Here is a 20,044-nt window from a genome sequence, read left to right as displayed (position 1 = left end):
GCCCCAGTATGATGCCCAAGTTTCCGGATACGAGGACCCGCGCCATGTTCGCCGTTTTGCCCAAGCCCCGCAACCTTCTGCTTCGCCTTGCTGCACTCGCCTCGGCGCTCTGGCTTGCTTCCTGCGATACCGGCGGGATCGGCGGCACGGGACCGCGGATCAATACCGACGCGCCGGTTCCGGTGGCCCTGCTGGTGCCGGGCGGCGGCGGTAACTCGGGCGACGAGTTTCTGGCGCGCGGTCTCAGGCAGGCCGCAGAAATGGCGATTGCCGATCTGCAGGGGGTGAAGATCGACCTGCGCGTCTATAACACCGGCGGCGACCCCGCGCAGGCAGCGGCGGTGGCGGCACAGGCGGTAAACGACGGGGCCAAGATCATTCTCGGCCCGGTCTTTGCCGAAGCCGCAAACGCGGCGGGCCGCGCGGTCGCGGCGGCGGGGATCAACGTGCTCTCGTTCTCCAACAATACCGACATCGCGGGCGGCAACGTTTTCGTGCTCGGGCCGACCTTCCCCAATACTGCGAACCGCCTGGTCAGCTATGCCGCGCGGGTTGGCAAGAAGCGGATCATGGTAGTGAACGAGCAGACCGGGGCGGGCGAGGCCGGGGCGCGGGCGATTGTCGCCGCCATCGCCCGCAACGGCGCGCTGTCGGCAGGCAATTTCTCCTATCCGTTCTCGCAAGAAGGCGTCATCAATGCGATTCCGGCGATTGCCCAGCGCGCAAAAAGCGGCGAGGTTGACGCGATCTTCATGACTTCCGACACCTCGGGCGCGCTTTCCTACCTCACCCAGCTTTTGCCCGAGCAGGGCGTGGACCGCGCACAGGTGCAGTTCATCGGGCTTACGCGCTGGGATATTCCGCCATCGACACTGGCGCTGCCGGGGGTGCAGGGTGGCTGGTTCGCGCTGCCCGATCCGGGGCTCAACGGCCAGTTCGCGGCGCGCTACCAGGCCGCCTTCAACGAACCGCCGCACCCGATCTCGGGCCTTGCCTATGACGGTATCGCAGCGATCGGCGCGCTGGTGCGGGCGGGCCACGAAAATGCGCTGACCACTGCGGCGCTGACCCAGGGCGCGGGCTTTGTTGGAGTCAACGGCATCTTCCGGCTACTTTCCGACGGCACAAACGAGCGCGGGCTTGCGGTGGCCGAGGTGCGCAACAATCAGGTGATCGTCATTGACCCAGCCCCCAGAAGCTTCGGTGGTGCCGGCTTCTGAACCGGTGCCGACGCGCGCGCCGACTGCTGACCATCCCGCCGCCGCCCCGGTTTCGGTCGGGGCAGATCTCATGACAGCACCCGCCGCATTCCGCGCCGCATTGCACGCCGAACTTGCGGTGCTTCAGGACAGCCGCGAAATCCGCGCCCTGACCGTGAAAAGGCTGACCGAGGCGCGCCGTGCCGCCACCGCCACCATCGAAGCCGGATTTGCCGAAGCCCCCCGCGCCGCGCGGGTGGTGGTGCGCGCCTATTCCGATCTGACCGATGCGATCGTGCTGGCCGTGCTCGACGTTGCCACCACGCTCCTGCACCCGGTCAAAAGCGCCAGCGACGGCGCGCGCATCGCGGTGCTGGCGGTAGGCGGCTATGGCCGCGCGGAAATGGCACCGCATTCGGATGTGGACCTGTTGCTGCTCACCCCCTGGAAGGTGACGCCCTGGGCCGAAAGCGTGATCGAGAGCATGCTCTACATGCTCTGGGATCTGAAGCTGAAGGTTGGCCATTCCTGCCGAACGGTCAAGGACTGCCTGCGGCTCGGGCGCGAGGATTACACGATCCGCACCGCACTTCTTGAGCACCGCTTCATCGGCGGCAGTCAGGCGCTTGCCGATGAACTGCGCAGCCAGTTGCGCACCGATCTGTTTCGCGGCACCGAGGCGGAATTCATCGAGGCAAAGCTGGCCGAGCGCGCCGAGCGGCACAAGCGCCAGGGCGGCATGCGCTATGTGCTGGAGCCGAACGTGAAAGAGGGCAAGGGCGGCCTGCGCGACCTGCAAGCGCTCTACTGGATCGCCAAGTACATTCACCAGGTTGAAACCGCCGCCGATCTGGTGGACCGCGGCGTTTACACGCGCGAGGAATACGAGACCTTCGCGGCGGCCGAGGAATTTCTCTGGGCGGTGCGCTGCCACATGCACCTGATCACCGGCCGCGCCACCGACCAGTTGACCTTCGACATGCAGGTCGAGGTGGCGCGGCGGATGGGCTATGAGGACACCGCCGGGCGCCGCGCGGTCGAGCATTTCATGCAGGATTACTTTCGCGAAGCGACCAAGGTCGGCGAGCTGACACGGGTATTTCTGACCGCACTGGAAGCCCAGCACAAGAAACGCGCGCCGATGCTCGAGCGGATATTCCGACGGCGCAAGAAGCTCAAGGCTGGCTACCGCGAAACCGGCAACCGGCTGAACGTGGTCGACTCCAAGGCGTTTCTGGAGCGCCCCATCGCCTTTCTCGAACTGTTCGAAGAGGCACTGCGCACGGGTCTGCTGATACACCCCGACGCGATGCGCCTTGTGGCCGCCAACCTTGACCGGATCGACGATCGTTTGCGCGAAGACCGAGAGGGCGCGCGGATATTCCTTGACCTGCTGCTCAAGCACGGCAACCCGGAACGCGCCTTGCGCCGGATGAACGAGCTCGGCGTGCTTGCCGCCTATATTCCCGAGTTCGAGCCGATCGTGGCGATGATGCAGTTCAACGTCTATCACCACTACACGGTGGACGAGCACACGATCCAATGCATTTCGACGCTGGCGCAGATCGAGCGCGGCGAGTTGATCGAAGAGTTGCCGCTGACTACGCAGATCCTCAAGGACGGGGTCAACCGCCGGGTGCTTTATGTGGCGCTCTTGATGCATGACATCGGCAAGGGGCGGCCCGAGGACCATTCGATCCTCGGCGCACAGATCGCGCGCAAGGTGGCCCCGAGGCTCGGGCTGAACCCGGAGGAATGCGAAACCGTCGAATGGCTGGTGCGCTCGCATCTTCTGATGTCGGACATGGCGCAAAAGCGTGACCTGAGCGACCCGCGCACGGTGCGCGACTTTGCCAAGCTGGTGAAAACCCGCAAGCGTCTGGATTTGCTTACCGTGCTCACCGTCTGCGATATCCGCGGCGTCGGCCCCGGCACCTGGAACAACTGGAAGGCGATGCTGTTTCGCCGCCTGCATGCCGAAACAGCCCTGGCGCTGGAAACCGGGCTGGAGGCGGTAAACCGCGAGCAGCGCGAGGACGAAGCCAAGAAAGCCTTGCGCGAGGCGCTTGCCGACTGGGACCCCAGGGAGGTGCGGCAGGAGCTTGGCCGCCACTACGCGCCCTATTGGCAGGGGCTTTCAACCGAAAGCCATCTGATTTTCGCCAATCTGCTCAGGGGCCTCGGCGAAGACGAGATCCGCATCGACCTGCACCCCGACCCCGATCACGATGCCACCCGTGCGGCCTTTGCACTGGCCGACCACCCCGGCATCTTCGCCCGCATGGCGGGGGCGCTGGCGCTGGCGGGTGCCAACGTGGTCGATGCGCGCACCTACACTTCCAAGGACGGCTACGCGACCGATGTGTTCTGGGTGCAGGATGCCGACGGCCACCCCTATGAGGCGGCGCGCCTGCCGCGGCTGCGCGAAACCATCCTGCGCACGCTGAAGGGCGAACTGGTCGCCCGCGAGGCCTTCAAGGACCGCGACAAGGTGAAAAAGCGCGAGCGCGAGTTCCGCTTTCCCACCCACATCATGTTCGACAATGAAGGCTCGGAAATCTACACGATCATCGAGGTCGATACCCGCGACCGCCCCGGCCTGCTTTATGACCTCACCCGCACCATGGCGGCCAACAACATTTATATCGCCAGTGCCGTGATCGCCACCTTTGGTGCGCAGGTGGTGGACAGCTTCTATGTGAAAGACATGTTCGGGCTGAAGCTGCATTCCAAACCGCGACAGGATTCGTTGGAGAAAAAGCTGCGAGCGGCCATTGCCGAGGGCGCTGAAAGGGCGCGCGCATGACCCCCATCCGGCTGGTGCGAGGGTTTGTGACCGTGGGCGGCTGGACCCTTGCCAGCCGCCTGATGGGCTTTCTGCGCGATGTGATGATGGCGGCCTACCTTGGTGCCGGGCCGGTGGCCGAGGCGTTCCTGATCGCGTTTTCGCTGCCCAACATGTTCCGCCGGTTCTTTGCCGAGGGTGCCTTCAACATGGCCTTCGTGCCGATGTTCTCCAAAAAGCTCGAAGCGGGCGAGGATGCAGAAGGTTTCGCCCGCGATGCCTGGTGGGGAATGACCGCGCTGTTGCTGGTGTTCACCACGCTGGGAATGCTGGCGATGCCCTGGCTGGTGCTGGCGATGGCTTCGGGGTTTCGCAATGATGCGCGCTTCGACATGGCGGTGCTTTTCGGCAATATCGCCTTCCCCTACATCCTGTTCATTTCGCTGACCGCACTGGTCTCGGGCATGCTCAATGCCACCGGGCGATTCATGGCCACGGCGGCGGTGCCGATCCTGATGAACGCGCTCTTTATCGTGGCGATGCTGGTGGCCAATGCGCAGGGCTGGCCAATGGGGCTGACTTTGGCCTGGACCGTTCCGATAACCGGGATGGCGCAGCTTGCCTTCACTTTCGTCGCGGTGCGCCGCTCCGGTTTCCGCTTCGGCTTTCGCTGGCCGCGCCTGACGCCCGATCTCAAGCGCCTTGCAGTGATTGCGGCACCTGCGGTGCTGGCAGGCGGGGTGGTGCAGATCAACCTGATTGTCGGTCGGCAGGTGGCGAGCTTTACCGAGGGCGCGGTGGCTTGGCTGAGCTATGCCGACCGGCTCTATCAACTGCCGCTTGGGGTGGTGGGCATCGCCATTGGCGTGGTGCTGCTGCCCGATCTTTCGCGCCGGTTGCGGGCGGGGGACGCGGCGGGGGGGCGCGCCAGCTTCAATCGTGGCACCGAATTTGCGCTGATGCTTACCGTGCCCGCCGCGGTGGCGCTGGTGGTGCTGGCGCTGCCGCTGGTGCAGGTGCTTTTTCAGCGCGGTGCCTTTGGCGCGGTGGATGCGGTCAACACCGCCTGGGCGCTGGCCGCCTATGGCGTCGGCCTGCCCGCCTTCGTGCTGCACAAGGTCTTGCAGCCGCTATATTACGCGCGCGAAGATACGCGGCGGCCGTTTTACTATGCCGTGGCCTCGATGCTGGTGAACGCGGGTTTTGCGATCGGGCTCATGCCGGTGCTGGGCTACTTTGCGGCGGCACTGGCCACCTCGGTTTCGGCATGGGTGATGGTCGGGCAGCTCTGGCTCGGCAGCCGCGGCATGGGCGAAGCGGCAGCGACCGACGCACGGCTGCGCGACAGGCTTTGGCGGATCGTGGCGGCGGCGCTATTCATGGGGCTGGTGCTTTGGGCGGCGGCCGGGCTTGCGGCACCGATGCTTGCGGCAGCGGGCACGCGCTACCTCGCGCTTGCGGCGCTGGTGGCGCTGGGGCTGGCGAGCTACTTCGGTGCAGGTGTCGCGCTCGGCGCGTTCCGGCTGAGCGATTTTCGCGCGGCGCTGCGGCGCGGGGCGCGTTGAGCCCTCAGTGGTGCCGCAACTGGTTCAGCGCACGGCGCAATCCCCCGGGACCAACGATGAACGAAAGCCCGAAGCCCGTGGCAAAGCCCATGATCTCGGCCACCCAATCCCAGCCGGTGCCAAAGATCAGCCCGAAGACAAGCTGGATGACAAGCAGAGCACCGATCAGCGTGAAGGCCCGCGCCCGGTTCGCGTGCAGCGCCCCAAGCCGTGCCCAGAGAATGTAGGTGAACGCCCCCACCAACCCGTAAACCGCGGGATACCCGCCATAAAGCGGGGCATGCGTACCCGGCAGCAGCGTATAGGCCAAGGCCCCGGCAACCGCCGCGCCAAGGAACACCGCGAGCAGCGCCAGCGGGCGAAAGATTTCGCCCACCATCTTGCCAAGCGCGAGGATGAAAACGAGCACCATCGCCGCATGGGTGAAGGAGCCGTGCACGAAGGAATAGGTCAGAAGCCGCGCCAGCTCGGCCGGCGGAAAGCTCTGCGCCTCCCACATCGCACGCATGAAATCGGGGATATAGACGAAGCGCTGGATCGCCTCCTGCCGCCAGCCGATGGCGGCATTGCCGCCGACGAGCCCGGCCTGGCCAAGCGCAAACGCCGCCTCCGAGGCGATGATCGGCAGCGCCAGCAGCCAGACCACCCAAGGCAGGGGGTTCAGCGGCGCGAGAGGTGCCGGGCGGCTGTCGTGAAGGTCTGGGTCGGGGCGATGCATGGGGCCTCCCTGGGGCAGCGGCGCTTGGTTGACGCCGCCGCTTGGCGCAGCGATAAGCGAAAGCGCCGCGGATTTCCAGCCTCGGCACCAACCCGACCGCCGCACGGAGCCCCGCCATGACCGCCGCCGCCAACCCCGGCTTTACCCCGCGCATCTTTTCCGGCATCCAGCCCTCGGGCGGGCTGACGCTGGGCAACTACCTCGGGGCGCTGAAGCGCTTTGTCGAAAAGCAGGATGAAGGCATCGAAACGATCTATTGCCTCGTCGATCTGCACGCGATCACGGTCTGGCAGGACCCCGCCAAGCTCCGGCACGCAACGCGCGAGGCGGCGGCGGGGTTCATTGCGGCGGGTATCGACCCCGCCCGCTCGATCCTGTTCAACCAGAGCCAGGTCGGGGCGCATGCCGAGCTTGGCTGGGTGCTCAACTGCGTCGCGCGGCTGGGCTGGATGAACCGGATGACGCAGTTCAAGGACAAGGCGGGCAAGAACAGCGAGGCGGCAAGCCTCGGGCTTTACGCCTACCCGTCGCTTATGGCCGCCGACATCCTCCTCTATCACGCCACCATGGTGCCGGTGGGCGAGGACCAGAAACAGCATGTGGAGCTGACCCGCGACATTGCCGCAAAGTTCAACCATGATTACGGCGTGAGCTTTTTCCCGGCCCCCGCGCCGGTCATCGAGGGTGCCGCGACGCGGGTGATGAGCCTGCGCGACGGCACCAAGAAGATGTCGAAATCGGACCCGTCGGACGCCAGCCGGATCAACCTCACCGACAGCGCCGACATGATCGCCGCGAAGATCCGCAAGGCAAAGACCGACGCGGAACCGATGCCCGAGCATCTGGCGGGGCTGAAGGACCGGGCCGAGGCGAAGAATCTGGTCAATATCTACGCGGCGCTGGCGGGGCGGACGCCTGCGGCGGTGGTGCACGAATTTGCCGGCAAGGGCTTCGGCGCGTTCAAGCCTGCGCTGGTCGATCTGGCGGTGGCAAAGCTCGGGCCGATCTCGGTGGAGATGGGGCGGCTGATGGCCGACCCCGCCGAAATCGACCGGATTCTGGGGCAAGGCGCGGAGCGGGCGGATGCGATTGCCCGGCCGATTCTGGAGCGGACCTTCGAGATTGTCGGCATGGTCCGCTCGCGCTGAAGCGGGCTTGCCCAGCGGCGGGAAGAAACACCGGGTTCAGGCGCGGGCGCGGGCTTCCGCGCGGGGGTAATAGGCGACCATTGTCAGGCCACGCGCGGCATTGAGCACCAGCAGCGATGCCCAGAGTCCGTGGTTGCCGAATGCAGGCAACAAGAGCAGGACCGCGCCCACATAAAGCGCCACCGAGGCCAGCATGGCGTTGCGCATTTCGCGGGTGAGGGTAGTGCCGATGAAGATCCCGTCAAGCATCCAGCTTGCGATACCGATCAGCGGGGCGGCGGCGAGCCAGGGCAGGTAGAGACGCGCGGCTTCGCGCACCTCGGGCGCGGTGGCCATGATGTCGATGAGCGGGGCCCCGAAGACCCAGAAGAATAGCGCGAGCAGCACCGCGCCGCCGACACCCCACTCCGACGTGAGAATGGCGGCGCGGCGCAGCACCAACGGCTTGCGTGCCCCCAGCGCCTGCCCGGTCAGGGTTTCGGCGGCGAAGGCGAAGCCGTCGAGTGCGAAGGCGGTGATCGACAGGAACTGCACCAGCACCTGATTGGCGGCAAGCGTGGTATCGCCAAGCCCGGCACCGAGAAAGAGGAAGCTGGTGAAGGCAGCCTGCAACAGCACCGAGCGGATCATGATATCGGTATTGACCCGGGCCATCAGCGCAAGACGCGCGCGGTCGAAGACCAGGGCGGCGCGCCGCCAGTGGCCGCCATGCAGCGCATCGCGCGCCAGCCAGAGCGCCAGCGCGAGGCCCGACCATTCCGAAATCAGCGTGGCTGTGGCCACCCCCGGCACACCCCAGCCAAGGCCGAGCACAAACCAGAGATCAAGCCCGATGTTGAGGCCATTCATCCAAAGCTGCACGGCAAGCACCGCGCGCGCCCGTTCAAGCGCGATTAGCCAGCCGGTCAGGGCGTACATCGAAATGGTTGCAGGCGCGCCCCAGATGCGAATGGCGAGATAGTCGCGGGTCAGCGCCTCGACCTCGGGGCTGGCGGGGGCAAGGCGAAAGGCGGCAGCGAAAAGCGGTGCTTGCAGCACGATCAGCGCCAGCCCGGCGCTGCCGCCGATCAGCAGGGCGCGGCTGAGGTTGGCGGCAACCTCGGCGCGGTCGCCTGCCCCCTGTGCCTGTGCCACAAGCCCGGTGGTGCCCATGCGCAGAAAGCTGAACACCCAGTAGAGCGAGGCAAGGATGACCGCGCCAAGCCCAACCGCGCCGATTGGCGCGGCGGCCCCCAACTGGCCGACAACGCCGGTATCGACCGCGCCGAGGATCGGTATCGTGGCGTTGGCAATGACGATCGGCAGCGCGATGCGCAGCACGCGGCGGTGGCTGATCTCAGTCATCGCGCCCCGGAACAAGGCCGACGGGCGGCATCAGGAAATGTCCGGTGCCCTGCGCCACCAGACGCGCCCGGTTATCCTGCCAGGCCTCGACATGCACCGAGGCATAGCGGCGGCCCGAGCGATTGACCCGGGCCCGCGCATAGGCATCGCGCGGCAGCCCGGAGCGAAGGTAATCAACGGTGAAGTCGATGGTTTTCGGCAACCTTGGCAGGTGCAGCGGGTCAAGCGACGCGGGGTCGATGCGGCCCGCCTCCATATCTTCCCAAAGCAGCGTCCAGCTCAGCTCGATGATCGCGGTCACTTCAAGAAAGGCTGCCGTGGCTCCGCCATGCAGCGCGGGCAACAGCGGGTTGCCGATCAGCTTTTCATCGAACGGCAGTTCGGCGGTCAGCTCGTCGCCGCGACGATCGAAACGGATGCCGAGAAACTGGATGTAGGGCACCCCGGAGACCAGCGCCCGAAGCGCTGCATCGCGGCGGCTTTTGACCACCTGCACCGGTTCGGGGCGCTTGCGCGAGTTGGTCGGGGGCGGGGTCATGGCTTGGCCCCTTCGTGCGGGCGCTCGATGGTGAAGGCACCGGTCGCCGAGGCGACGGGACGCGCGTCATCCTCATCATGCGCGGTGGCGCGGACGAAGGCGACGGTGCGGGTGACATGGTAGCAGGCGGCGCGGGCAGTGATGCGCTGGCCGGGGGTTGCGGCGCGCATGTAATCGATCCTGAGGTCGATGGTGGCGGTGCCTGCCGGTGCTTCGGGGTGGCTCATCACGGCGGCACCGCAGCAGGTGTCCATCAGCGCCGATACCGCGCCGCCATGAATGACCCCGGTGCGCGGGTCGCCCACCAGCCGCAGATCGTAGGGCATCGAGATTTCGGCAACGCCATCGTGCAGGCGGTCAAGCTGCATGCCGAGCGCGCGCGCATGCGGGATCGCCTCGATGAACTGGCGCGCCACGCGCAGTTTTGCCTCTTCGCTTCGGTCCATCGCCACGCCTCGCCGGTTCGCCGCCCCAGGCCCGACTATTGGCGCGCTGGCGGTGGCCCGCAAGGGGCAATCCGGCACCGCCGCGCGGCTTTGCCGCAGGGGCCGCGGAGCGGGCGGGCTTGTGGTCAGGTTCGGGTCGGTTATTCCTTACAATAATACTCAGCTATTGGTTCGTGAAATGCCCGACATCGCCCCCGTGCTCGCCTCGGACCGGTCATCAAAGCAAGCCACCCCAATTCGGCATCTGCTGCCACATCGCCCGGCGCGGCTGCTGCTGGTGCTGGCCATAGGCGCGTTGGCGCTTTGGCCGGGACAGCTTGGCGCGATGGTACGCAGCACGCTGGCCGATGCCTATGTCAGGGTCGCGGTCTTTGTTGCCGCAACGCTGGCACTCGCCTATGGCGCGGAGCGGGGCTTCAATCTGTCGTTCGGGCGCGCGCTTGAGGGGCGGCGGGTGTTGCAGGTGCCGGTAGCGGCGTTTCTGGGAATGTTGCCGGACTGTGCGGGCGCGGTGATGGTCACGGCCTCGTACACCGGTGGGCGCTGGCGCTTGCCCCCCGCGCCGCAGTGCAGGCAACGCTGCTTTCGGCCATTCCGGCGCTTTTGCTTGGCTACGGCTTTCACTTCCTCGCGCCCGGCTTCATGAACTGAGTTGAGAAACGCAGGCCAAGCCGCTAGCGTCATGCTGCGGGAGGGAGGCCAGAATGTCGGATCTGCTCGGCTTCAAGGAGATGTGCACGCGGTTCGAGGTGACACCGCGCACGCTGCGCTATTACGAATACATCGAATTGCTCAGCCCGCAAAAAGAGGGCCGCGCCCGCTTTTACGGCCCGCGCGAAGTAGCGCGGATGAAGCTTATCCTGCGCGGGCGGCGCTTTGGCTTCGGGCTGGAGGAAATCCGCCAATGGCTGCTGCTTTATGACCAGAAGGGCACACGCGAGCAGTATCAGGCCTGGGTGGTGATGGCCGACAGGCAATTGCAGGCGCTGGAGGCGCAGATGGCCGAGGTTGCCCGCACCATCGCCGACCTGCGCCTGCTGCGCGACGAAACCGCCGCCTCGCTTCAAGACTGACCGGCGCGACCCAGCGTCAGACGGGGCGGTGACGTCACGTTACGCTTACGCGCACGTCAACTTTTCTTGCATCCTTTCGCCACGGTTCCACATTGGTTGCATGACGTAACGACATGCGAGTGGCGGGGCGGGACGATGACCGACGAGATGATGACGATCCGCGAAATGTGCGACGCCTACGAGGTGACGCCGCGCACGCTGCGGTTTTACGAATCGAAAGAACTGCTGTTTCCGGTCCGCAAGGGGCAGAAGCGGCTTTTTACCCGGCGCGACAGGGCGCGGCTGAAGCTGATCCTGCGCGGCAAGCGGTTTGGCTTCAGCCTCGAGGATATCCGCCAATTGCTTGACCTCTACCACATCGGCGACCAGCAGCGCACCCAGATGGTGCGCACTCTGGCCGTTGCGCGCGAACGCCTGGAAGAAATGCGTCGCCAGCACCAGGAACTTGAAACGGCAATCGAAGAACTGAGTCAACAGATCAGCACGGGGGAAGAGACGCTGGCGAAAGCCGGTGCCAGCCAGCCCAAAGCCTGAACCAAAGCCTGTCAGGGAGAGAGACATGCCCACCTACACCGCCCCCGCCAAAGATGCGCAATTCGTGCTGCACGAGGTGCTGGATATCGCGAATTCGGGGATACCGGGTTACGCCGACCTTGACCGCGAATTTACCGACGCGGTGCTCGATGCCGCGGGCAAGGTTGCCTCGGAAATTCTGGCACCGCTGAATGCGGTGGGCGATACCGAGGGCTGCCACCTCGAAAATGGCGTGGTGCGCACCCCGAAAGGCTTCAAGGCGGCTTTCGAGGCGGTCAAGGAGGGTGGCTGGAACGGCCTTGATCTGCCCGAGGAATACGGCGGCCAAGGCCTGCCCTACCTCGTCGGAACCGCCGTGGGCGAATTCTTCGTCTCCGGCAACATGGCCTTCAACATGTATCAGGGCCTGACACATGGCGCGATCGGCGCAATCCTCACCCACGGCACCGCCGAACAGAAGGCCGCCTATGTGCCGAAGATGCTGAGCCTTGAATGGACCGGCACGATGAACCTGACCGAGCCGCATTGCGGCACCGACCTCGGGCTGATGCGCACCAAGGCCGAACCGCAGGCCGATGGCAGCTACCGGATCAGCGGGCAGAAAATCTTCATCTCGGCGGGCGAACACGACCTGGCGGAAAACATCATCCATCTGGTGCTGGCCAAGGCTCCGGGCGGCGGCGAGGGCACCAAGGGCATCTCGCTTTTCATCGTGCCGAAGTTTCTGCTGAATGCCGATGGCGCGCCTGGCGCGCGCAACGCTGTTGCCTGCGGCAAGCTTGAGGAAAAGATGGGGATTCACGGCAATTCGACCTGCGTGATGAACTTTGACGGTGCCACCGGCTTTCTCATCGGCGATCTGCACAAGGGCATGCGCGCCATGTTCACGATGATGAACGAGGCCCGGCTGGGGGTGGGGCTGCAAGGCTATGCGGTGGCTGAGGCCGCCTACCAGAACGCGCTCGCCTATGCCAGGGACCGCCTGCAGGGCCGCGCCGTGACCGGGGTTGAAAACCCCTCCGGCCCGGCCGACCCGCTGATCGTGCACCCCGACATCCGCCGCAACCTGATGGAGCAGAAAAGCTTCATCGAAGGGGCGCGGGCGTTCACCTATTGGGCGGCCGAGTTGATCGACCGCAGCCACCGACTAGGCGATGAGGCCGCCGAAGGGCTGGTGAGCCTGATGATCCCGGTGCTCAAGGGCTTCCAGACCGACAAGGGTTTCGAGGCGGCGGTGAACGCACAGCAGGTGTTTGGCGGGCACGGCTATATCGAGGAAACCGGTGCCAGCCAGTTTGTCCGCGATGCGCGTATTGCGATGATCTACGAGGGTGCCAACGGTGTGCAGGCGCTTGACCTCGTGGGCCGCAAGATCGGTCAGGATGGCGGCAAGCACGCGATGGCCTTCTTCGATCTGGTGAAGGCGTTCATCAAGGAAAACGAAGGCGACGCCGCGTTGAAGGCGCAGTTTCTCGACCCGCTGAAGACAGCTTCGAAGGACTTGCAGGCCGCCGCGATGTTCTTTGCGGAAGCGGGGCTGAAAAACCCCAACGCGGCGCTGGCGGGTTCGTATGACTTCATGCACCTCTTTGGCCATGTCTGCCTTGGGCTGATGTGGGCGCGGATGGCCAGGGCCGCGCAGGCGGCGCTGGCTGCGGGTGCTGCGGATGCGGGTTTTTACGAGGCAAAGCTCGCGACCGGGCGCTTCTACATGGCGCGGCAACTGCCCTCCACGAGCCTGCATCTCGCGCGTATCTTCACCGGCGCCGATCCGGTGATGGCGCTCGGGCCGGATGCGTTCTAACCTTGCCGCCTGGCCCATGGCTGCCGCCTTGACCGGAAGGGAGAACCGATGCCCAAACGCCTGCGCCTGACCCGCCGTTTTCCGGTGGCCCTTACCAACGACGCCTACCGGGCGCTCTGCCGGCTTGCCGAGGATGCCGGCCTGAGCACCGACGAGGCACTGGTGTTCTTGTTCGAGAATTTCGGCTCGGTGGTCCACAAGGAAAACCTCGCGGTGCGGCTGAAACTGTTTCAGGCCGAACTCTCGGACCGCAAGGCATAAGGGGATAGCGCGCATGGGTATTTGGACGTTGAAGACATGCGCGGTGGAAAACACCACCACCCCTGTCGTCCCAATCCTCTCGGGTGCTTGCCACGGGTGGCGGTGTGTCGTCTCCAACGGCGGTCATCGGCTCCCCAGCCTGTACCGCAAGACCGATATTGACGAGGCATGGTTAACAAATCGTTTGTCTTCAACGCCCAAATACCCCACGGGGGCGCGGGGGTGTGAAACCCCCGCCCTTGCGACAGCCGAAAGGATCGGACGATGACCGCGAAACTCTACTGCTTTGGCGAATCCGGCAATGCCTACAAGGCAGCGCTGACCATGCAGCTTGCCGATTTCGAATGGGAGCCGGTGTTCGTCGATTTCTTCCACGGCGAAACCCGCAGCCCGCAATACCGAGCGCTCAATGAAATGGGCGAGGTGCCGGTGCTGATCGATGGCGATGTGGTGCTGACGCAATCGGGGATCATTCAGGATTATGTGTCCTCGAAAACCTCGAAGCTTTGCGGCAAGTCGGCGGCCGAGCGGCGCGAGGTGCTGCGCTGGGTGCTCTGGGATAATCACAAGCTGTCGTCGCAGGCGGGCTCCGTGCGCTTCATGATGAACTTCCTGCCCGAAGCCAAGCGCCAGCCTGAAGTGATCGCCTGGCTGCAAGGGCGGCTCAAGGCGGCCTATCAGGTGCTGGAGGGCCACCTTGCCAATCATACCTGGATCGTGGGCTCGGGCCCGACCATCGCCGATACCGCCTGTTGCGGCTACCTCTTTTACCCCGAGCCCTTTGGCTTCGTGCGTGCCGACTGGCCCAATATCGACCGCTGGCTGGGGCGCATCGAAGCCCTGCCCGGCTGGAAAAGCCCCTACGATTTGATGCCCGGCAGCCCCGCCGACCGGGCCTGAGGAGGAGATGATGACCGAAGCCTATATCTATGATGCCGTCCGCACCCCGCGTGGCAAGGGCCGCCCCGATGGCGCGCTGCACGAGGTCAGCTCGGTCGCGCTTTCGGCGCGGCTCCTGAACGCCGTCAAGGCGCGTAACGGGCTTGCGGGCCATGCGGTCGAGGATGTGATCTGGGGCAACGTGACGCCGGTGGGCGAGCAGGGCGGCTGCCTTGCGCGCTCGGCGGTGCTGCTTTCCGAGCTTGACGAGAGCATCCCCGGCCTTTCGATCAACCGTTTCTGCGCTTCGGCGATCGAGGCGGTGAACCTTGCCGCCAATCAGGTGCGGGGCGGTGCCGGGCAGGGCTATATTGCCGGCGGGGTCGAAATGATGAGCCGCGTTGCGATGGGCAGCGATGGCGCGGCGATTGCAGCCGACCCGACGCTGGCGATGAAAACCTACTTCGTGCCGCAAGGGATTTCGGCGGATGTGATCGCCACCGAATACGGGTTTTCGCGCAAGGATGTCGACGGGCTGGCGGTGGAAAGCCAGCGCCGCGCCGCGCTTGCCTGGAAAGAGGGGCGCTTTGCCCGCTCGATCGTGCCGGTCGTCGATCAGAACGGCGTGGTGATCCTGGCGCGCGACGAATACATCCGCCCCGAAACCACGATGGAAACCCTTGCCGCCTTGAAGCCAGCCTTCAAGGACATGGGCGAGGTGATGCCGGGCTTCGACAAGGTGGCGATGATGAAATACCCGCATCTTGCAACGATCAACCATGTGCACCACGCGGGCAACTCCTCTGGCATCGTCGATGGTGCTTCGGCGATCCTTGTCGGCAATGCCGAATTCGGCAAGGCCTGGGGCCTGAAACCCCGCGCCCGCATCCGTGCCAACGCCAAGATCGGCACCGATCCCACGATCATGCTGACCGGCCCGGTGCCGGTGACCGAAAAGATCCTGCGCGACAGCGGCATGAAGATTGGTGACATTGATCTTTTCGAGGTCAACGAGGCCTTTGCCTCGGTCGTGCTGCGCTTCATGCAGGCGTTCGACGTTTCGCCCGACCGCGTCAACGTCAACGGCGGCGCGATTGCCATGGGGCACCCGCTTGGGGCCACCGGCGCGATGATCATCGGTACGCTGCTTGATGAATTGGAGCGGACCGGCAAGGGGCTTGGCCTTGCCACGCTTTGCATCGCCTCGGGCATGGGTGTCGCGACCATCATCGAGAGGCTGTGATGCCCAGGCTTGACATCGACAGCGCAAAACTGCTCACCGGCTCGGTCTATCCTGAGCCTTATGCCAGCCAGATGGCGGGAAGGTCGTCGCGCCGCTTGGGCCAGTTGGCCGGGCTTACCCAGTTCGGGGTGAATATCGTTTACCTTGAACCCGGCGCGCCCGCATCGCTGCGCCACTGGCACCTGAAGGAAGACGAATTCGCCATTGTCTTGACCGGCGAACTGGTGCTGGTCGAGGAGGGGAGCGAAACCCTCATGCGGGTTGGCGATTGCGCGGCATGGAAGGCGGGCGTGGTCAATGCGCACCGGTTCGAAAACCGCTCATCCAGCCCGGCCAGCTTCCTCGTGGTCGGCACCAGCCACCCCGAAGAAGTCGCCACCTACGGCGACGTCGACATGATGATACACAAGGCGGGTGGCAAGCCCCGTTTCACCTATCACGACGGCAGCGACTGGTCCGGGCCGCGCGACCTCGCCCCGAAAGGAGAACAGGAATGACCGATTTCACCTATGCCGTCGGCACCGACGGCGTTGCCACCATCACCTGGGATGTGCCCGGCAAGTCGATGAACGTGATGAGCCTTGCGGGGTTTGCCGAACTGAGCGGCTTTGTCGATCAGGCTTTGGCCGATGCAGGCGTGAAGGGCGTGGTCATCACCTCGGGCAAGAAGGATTTTGCCGGCGGGATGGACCTCAACGTGATCGCCAAGATGAAGGACGATGCCGGGGCGGAGCCTGCGCGGGGCCTTTTTGAAGGCGTGATGGCAATGCACGGCATCCTGCGCAAGATCGAACGGGCGGGAATGGACCCGAAAACGCTGAAAGGCGGCAAGCCGATTGCCGCCGCCCTGCCCGGCACCGCGCTTGGAATTGGTCTGGAACTGCCGCTGGCATGCCACCGCATCTTTGCCGCCGACAACCCGAAGGCGAAGATCGGCCTGCCCGAAATCATGGTCGGGATATTCCCCGGCGCGGGCGGCACCACGCGGCTTTCGCGCAAGCTTGGCGCAATGGCGGCGGCCCCTTTCCTGCTGGAAGGCAAGCTGAGCGATCCGAAGGCGGCGAAGGCGGCGGGGATCATCGACGAGGTGGTGGCCGACCCGGTGGCGGCAGCCAGGGCCTGGGTGTTGAGCGCCACCGATGCCGATCTGGTCAAGCCCTGGGATGCCAAGGGATACAAGATGCCGGGCGGCGCGCCCTATCACCCGGCAGGCTTCATGACCTTTGTCGGCGCAAGCGCGATGGTGCATGGCAAGACCATGGGGGTTTACCCGGCCGCCAAGGCACTGCTTGCGGCAGTTTACGAAGGCGCGCTGGTGCCCTTTGACACTGCGCTGAAGATCGAGGCGCGCTGGTTCACCAATGTGATGATGAACCCCTCGTCGGGCGCGATGATCCGCTCGCTTTTCATCAACAAGGAGGCGCTGGAAAAGGGCGCGAACCGGCCCAGGGTGCCTGACCAGAGCGTGCAGAAGCTGGGCGTGCTGGGTGCTGGCATGATGGGCGCGGGGATTGCCTATGTGGCGGCGCAGGCGGGCATTTCAGTGGTGCTGATCGATGCCTCGCAAGAGGCCGCCGACAAGGGCAAGGGCTATTCCGAGGCACTTCTTGAGAAGGCCGTGCAGCGGCGCAAGCTCAGCGCGGAAAAGAAGGCCGACGTGCTGGGCCGGATCACCGCGACCACCGATTACGCGGTGCTGGAAGGCTGCGATCTGGTCGTCGAGGCGGTGTTCGAAGATGTCGGCGTGAAGGCGGGGGTAACCGCCAAGGCCGAGGCGGTGATACCCAGTTCTGCGGTATTTGCCACCAACACCTCGACCCTGCCGATTTCGCACCTCGCCAAGGCGAGCATGCGGCCAGAGCAGTTCATCGGCATCCATTTCTTCAGCCCGGTGGACAAGATGGCGCTGGTGGAGATCATTCGCGGCAAGCAAACTGGCGATGTCGCGGTGGCAAAGGCGCTCGATTTCGTGCGCCAGATCCGCAAGACGCCGATCGTGGTCAATGATGCGCGCTTCTTCTACGCCAACCGCTGCATCATTCCCTACATCAATGAGGGCATCCGGATGGTTGCCGAGGGGGTGAACCCGGTGCTGATCGAGAATGCGGCAAAACTGGTGGGCATGCCGCTTGGGCCGCTGCAACTGGTCGATGAAACCTCGATCGATCTTGGCGTGAAAATAGCCAAGGCGACCAAGGCGGCGATGGGAGCGGACTACCCCGATGGCGCGGTTGATGAGGTCTTGTTCTGGATGGCAGACGAGGGCCGGTTGGGCAAGAAAGCCAATGCCGGTTTTTATGCCTATGACCCGGCGGGCAAGCGCGCCGGGCTGTGGGAGGGGCTGGCCGCGCGTTATCCCGAGGCGACCGAGCAGCCCGCGCTGGGCGAGGTGCTGCACCGGCTTTTGTTCGCGCAGGTGCTGGAGGCGGTAAGGGCGCTGGAGGAAGGCGTGCTGACCGACATTCGCGAGGGCGATGTGGGGGCAATTCTCGGCTGGGGCTTTGCGCCTTGGTCGGGCGGGCCTTTCGCCTGGCTCGACATCATCGGCGCGCCGCGTGCGGTGGAAATTTGCGAAGGGCTGGAGGCGGCGCATGGCGCGCGCTTTGCCGCCCCCGCGCTTTTGCGCGAGATGGCGGCGAAGGGGCAAAACTTCTACGGCCGGTTCACCGCGGCGAAGGCGGCCTGAGCCGGGCCAGCGGCTGCGGTCTTGGCTTCCTGCCCGGTTCGGTGAATCGGGCGGGAGGAAATCAGAACCCGTAGCCGAAGCGCGCGATATCCGCCGCGCAGAGCTTGCCCACCAGCGCCGCATCGGCTTCGGAATAATACTTGCGCCAGTCGGCGCTTCGATCAGAGGCATTCAGGCGCGGCACCGGCGGCAGCGCAAAACCCAGATGCGCTTCGAGCGGGGCGGCATCTTCGGCGAGATGTTCGAGCCGGAGGTAGGCGCGGCAGCATTCGCCCAGACCGGGCAGGGTCATGTAGCTTGCATAGGGCGCGTTGCCGATCGTGACTAGCGTTGCGGGGGCATTGAGAAAGCCGCTGAAACTGGTGGATTTTGCCAGTGCCACCTGCGGATGCGCGAAGCTTTGGGCGCGAAGCCAGTGGTAATAGCTCACCATCCGGTCCCAGGGGTTGCGCACCAGGGTGAAAGTGAAAAACGCCTGCGCTTCGGCGGGGGTGAAAAGGCCGACCGCATCGGCAAGTGTCGCGTGTTTCCAAAGCCGCCCGGCAGTCTTCAGCCCCTTCAGCCGCGCGCGCCGCGCCCGCGCCTTTGGCGTATCGCCAATCAGGATGTCATCGGCCAGAGCGCGGCTTTCAAGCGCGAGGCTGAGCGCCGTGCCCCCGGTCTTGGGGATGTGGACGAAGATATAGCGGCGGCCGCGCGAAATGATCATCGCAAAAGCCTAGCGCCCGCGCAGCGCGATCAAAACCCCCGCCGCGACAATCAGCGCCATGCCCGCTGCCGCCGCCGGGCCCGGCACCTGCCCCCAGAGCAGCCAGCCCCAGAGCGCCGCCGCAGGCAGCACCGAATATTCGAACACCGAGGCCTGACGCGCCTCGGTCAACTGATAGCCGCGCACCAAAAGCCCGACGCCGATCAGCGACCCCGCCGATTGCACCGCGACCCAGAACCAGACCTGCGCCGAAGGCCATGCGGCGCTGCGGGTCAGAAAGCCGTCCGCACCCGCCGCCGCCTCGGGGGCAAGCAACGCCAGCACCGCCATGCCCGCAAGCCCCATCAGCCCAAGCGCCGCCATATAGCCTGCGGTCAGCGTCGCCACGCTTTCGCGCGGGCACCAGGCGCGGGTGGCGATGTTGCCCATCGCATAAAACGCCCCGCCCGCCACCGGCATCAGCGAGGCAAGCCCGATGCTCCCCCCCGCCCCGGGACCGAGCACCAGCAATATGCCGACAAAGCCGAGCGCCACCGACAGGGCCGATACCGGCGAAATCGGCTGGCCATAGGCAAGGCGCTGGATCAGCAGCACGAAGAACGGTGCCGAGAAAAGCCCCGCCGCCACCTGCGCCACCGGCAAAAACGCCAGCGCGCCGAAATAGAGCAGCATGCCGGTTGCATGCACGAGACTGCGCGCCAGCACCGCGCGCGGCGCGACCGGGCGCAGCCGCAGGCGCATCAGCGGCACCGCCACCACCAACATCGGCACCATCAGCGCCGAGCGCAGCGCCTGAAACTGCCAGAGCCCGATTTCCGCGGCGATGACGCGCACATAATTGTCGATATAGCCGATGATCAGGGCAAAGACGCCGATCATCACCGCCGCCGCAATCGCCCGGTTCGGCACCTCGACCACGCCCGCCTCTGCCATGCTCCGCCCTCCGCCTGCCCGCCCGATCTTTGCCGTCGGCCCTTGCCCGTCCCGCCCGAAAGCGACATTGCGGCGCGAATTGCCGCGAAATCTGCCGGATACGCGCCGCAGCGGGCCTTCGGCGGCAGGCGAAACATTGACCGGACCATGGCTTCGTCTATCCTGAGGCAAAAGAAAAG

Annotated in this window: 19 protein-coding genes; 13 read left to right on the top strand and 6 right to left on the bottom strand. The window is 65.3% G+C overall.

What is annotated here, in order from left to right; all coding sequences use genetic code 11:
• Positions 1-44 precede the first annotated feature (44 nt).
• The 3 genes from Q8J98_RS02815 to murJ all read left to right on the top strand — a co-directional run bounded on the left by Q8J98_RS02815 (position 45) and on the right by murJ (position 5,549).
• Positions 45-1,220 carry a penicillin-binding protein activator gene (locus tag Q8J98_RS02815; RefSeq protein ID WP_305293054.1) on the top strand — a complete coding sequence of 392 codons (1,176 nt, stop codon included), beginning with the start codon at positions 45-47 and terminating at the stop codon, positions 1,218-1,220.
• Positions 1,221-1,290: 70 nt separating this feature from the next.
• Positions 1,291-4,005: a [protein-PII] uridylyltransferase gene (locus Q8J98_RS02810; protein ID WP_305293059.1), complete on the top strand. Its 2,715-nt coding sequence runs from the start codon at positions 1,291-1,293 to the stop codon at positions 4,003-4,005.
• Positions 4,002-5,549 (top strand): murein biosynthesis integral membrane protein MurJ, encoded by a 1,548-nt coding sequence (gene murJ, locus Q8J98_RS02805; RefSeq protein ID WP_305293053.1) that lies wholly within the window; start codon positions 4,002-4,004, stop codon positions 5,547-5,549. The genes Q8J98_RS02810 and murJ overlap by 4 nt, the downstream gene beginning before the upstream one ends.
• 4 nt (positions 5,550-5,553) lie before the next feature.
• Here the strand turns inward: murJ and Q8J98_RS02800 are convergent, their stop codons facing one another.
• Positions 5,554-6,267 carry a rhomboid family intramembrane serine protease gene (locus Q8J98_RS02800; RefSeq protein ID WP_305293052.1) on the bottom strand — a complete coding sequence of 238 codons (714 nt, stop codon included), beginning with the start codon at positions 6,265-6,267 and terminating at the stop codon, positions 5,554-5,556.
• A gap of 116 nt (positions 6,268-6,383) precedes the next feature.
• Here Q8J98_RS02800 and trpS point away from each other — a divergent pair, with 116 nt between their 5' ends.
• The gene (gene trpS / locus Q8J98_RS02795) at positions 6,384-7,415 is read left to right on the top strand and encodes a tryptophan--tRNA ligase (RefSeq protein WP_305293051.1); all 1,032 of its coding nucleotides are present in this window, start codon (positions 6,384-6,386) and stop codon (positions 7,413-7,415) included.
• Between the two features lie 36 nt (positions 7,416-7,451).
• Here the strand turns inward: trpS and Q8J98_RS02790 are convergent, their stop codons facing one another.
• From Q8J98_RS02790 to Q8J98_RS02780, 3 genes are read right to left on the bottom strand one after another with little or no spacing between them, the layout of a single operon-like run.
• Complete coding sequence (locus tag Q8J98_RS02790) at positions 7,452-8,759, bottom strand: MATE family efflux transporter (protein ID WP_305293050.1); 1,308 nt, start codon at positions 8,757-8,759, stop codon at positions 7,452-7,454.
• The gene (locus tag Q8J98_RS02785) at positions 8,752-9,297 is read right to left on the bottom strand and encodes a PaaI family thioesterase (protein WP_305185514.1); all 546 of its coding nucleotides are present in this window, start codon (positions 9,295-9,297) and stop codon (positions 8,752-8,754) included. The genes Q8J98_RS02790 and Q8J98_RS02785 overlap by 8 nt, the downstream gene beginning before the upstream one ends.
• The gene (locus Q8J98_RS02780; protein WP_305293049.1) at positions 9,294-9,743 is read right to left on the bottom strand and encodes a PaaI family thioesterase; all 450 of its coding nucleotides are present in this window, start codon (positions 9,741-9,743) and stop codon (positions 9,294-9,296) included. Before Q8J98_RS02780 ends, Q8J98_RS02785 begins: the two co-directional genes overlap by 4 nt.
• 178 nt (positions 9,744-9,921) lie before the next feature.
• Between Q8J98_RS02780 and Q8J98_RS02775 the strand changes: the two genes are divergently transcribed.
• The 9 genes from Q8J98_RS02775 (at position 9,922) to Q8J98_RS02735 (ending at position 18,223) form a co-directional block, all read left to right on the top strand.
• On the top strand, positions 9,922-10,389 hold the full coding sequence (locus tag Q8J98_RS02775) for a putative manganese transporter (protein ID WP_305293048.1): 468 nt from the start codon (positions 9,922-9,924) through the stop codon (positions 10,387-10,389).
• A gap of 58 nt (positions 10,390-10,447) precedes the next feature.
• On the top strand, positions 10,448-10,816 hold the full coding sequence (locus Q8J98_RS02770) for a MerR family DNA-binding transcriptional regulator (protein WP_305293047.1): 369 nt from the start codon (positions 10,448-10,450) through the stop codon (positions 10,814-10,816).
• A gap of 135 nt (positions 10,817-10,951) precedes the next feature.
• Complete coding sequence (locus Q8J98_RS02765; protein ID WP_305293046.1) at positions 10,952-11,350, top strand: MerR family DNA-binding transcriptional regulator; 399 nt, start codon at positions 10,952-10,954, stop codon at positions 11,348-11,350.
• Positions 11,351-11,375: 25 nt separating this feature from the next.
• Complete coding sequence (locus Q8J98_RS02760) at positions 11,376-13,154, top strand: acyl-CoA dehydrogenase C-terminal domain-containing protein (protein WP_305293045.1); 1,779 nt, start codon at positions 11,376-11,378, stop codon at positions 13,152-13,154.
• 48 nt (positions 13,155-13,202) lie between these two features.
• Positions 13,203-13,415 (top strand): hypothetical protein, encoded by a 213-nt coding sequence (locus Q8J98_RS02755; RefSeq protein WP_305185520.1) that lies wholly within the window; start codon positions 13,203-13,205, stop codon positions 13,413-13,415.
• A 264-nt stretch (positions 13,416-13,679) separates the two neighbouring features.
• Positions 13,680-14,315 carry a glutathione S-transferase family protein gene (locus Q8J98_RS02750; RefSeq protein ID WP_305293044.1) on the top strand — a complete coding sequence of 212 codons (636 nt, stop codon included), beginning with the start codon at positions 13,680-13,682 and terminating at the stop codon, positions 14,313-14,315.
• 10 nt (positions 14,316-14,325) lie between these two features.
• On the top strand, positions 14,326-15,537 hold the full coding sequence (locus Q8J98_RS02745; protein WP_305293043.1) for an acetyl-CoA C-acetyltransferase: 1,212 nt from the start codon (positions 14,326-14,328) through the stop codon (positions 15,535-15,537).
• Positions 15,537-16,034 carry a cupin domain-containing protein gene (locus Q8J98_RS02740; RefSeq protein ID WP_305185523.1) on the top strand — a complete coding sequence of 166 codons (498 nt, stop codon included), beginning with the start codon at positions 15,537-15,539 and terminating at the stop codon, positions 16,032-16,034. The genes Q8J98_RS02745 and Q8J98_RS02740 overlap by 1 nt, the downstream gene beginning before the upstream one ends.
• Positions 16,031-18,223, top strand: a complete 2,193-nt coding sequence (locus tag Q8J98_RS02735) for a 3-hydroxyacyl-CoA dehydrogenase NAD-binding domain-containing protein (protein ID WP_305293042.1) — start codon at positions 16,031-16,033, stop codon at positions 18,221-18,223. Before Q8J98_RS02740 ends, Q8J98_RS02735 begins: the two co-directional genes overlap by 4 nt.
• 61 nt (positions 18,224-18,284) lie before the next feature.
• Here Q8J98_RS02735 and Q8J98_RS02730 read toward each other — a convergent pair whose 3' ends face one another.
• Complete coding sequence (locus Q8J98_RS02730) at positions 18,285-18,932, bottom strand: sulfotransferase family 2 domain-containing protein (protein WP_305293041.1); 648 nt, start codon at positions 18,930-18,932, stop codon at positions 18,285-18,287.
• A 9-nt stretch (positions 18,933-18,941) separates the two neighbouring features.
• On the bottom strand, positions 18,942-19,865 hold the full coding sequence (locus Q8J98_RS02725; protein ID WP_305293040.1) for a DMT family transporter: 924 nt from the start codon (positions 19,863-19,865) through the stop codon (positions 18,942-18,944).
• Positions 19,866-20,044: the final 179 nt, after the last annotated feature.

The sequence above is a fragment of the Phaeovulum sp. genome, assembly GCF_030684035.1.
In the GTDB taxonomy this organism is placed as follows: domain Bacteria; phylum Pseudomonadota; class Alphaproteobacteria; order Rhodobacterales; family Rhodobacteraceae; genus UBA6213.
The sequence above is the reverse complement of the archived record's forward strand: the minus strand, read 5'-3'. Positions and strand labels throughout refer to the sequence as shown.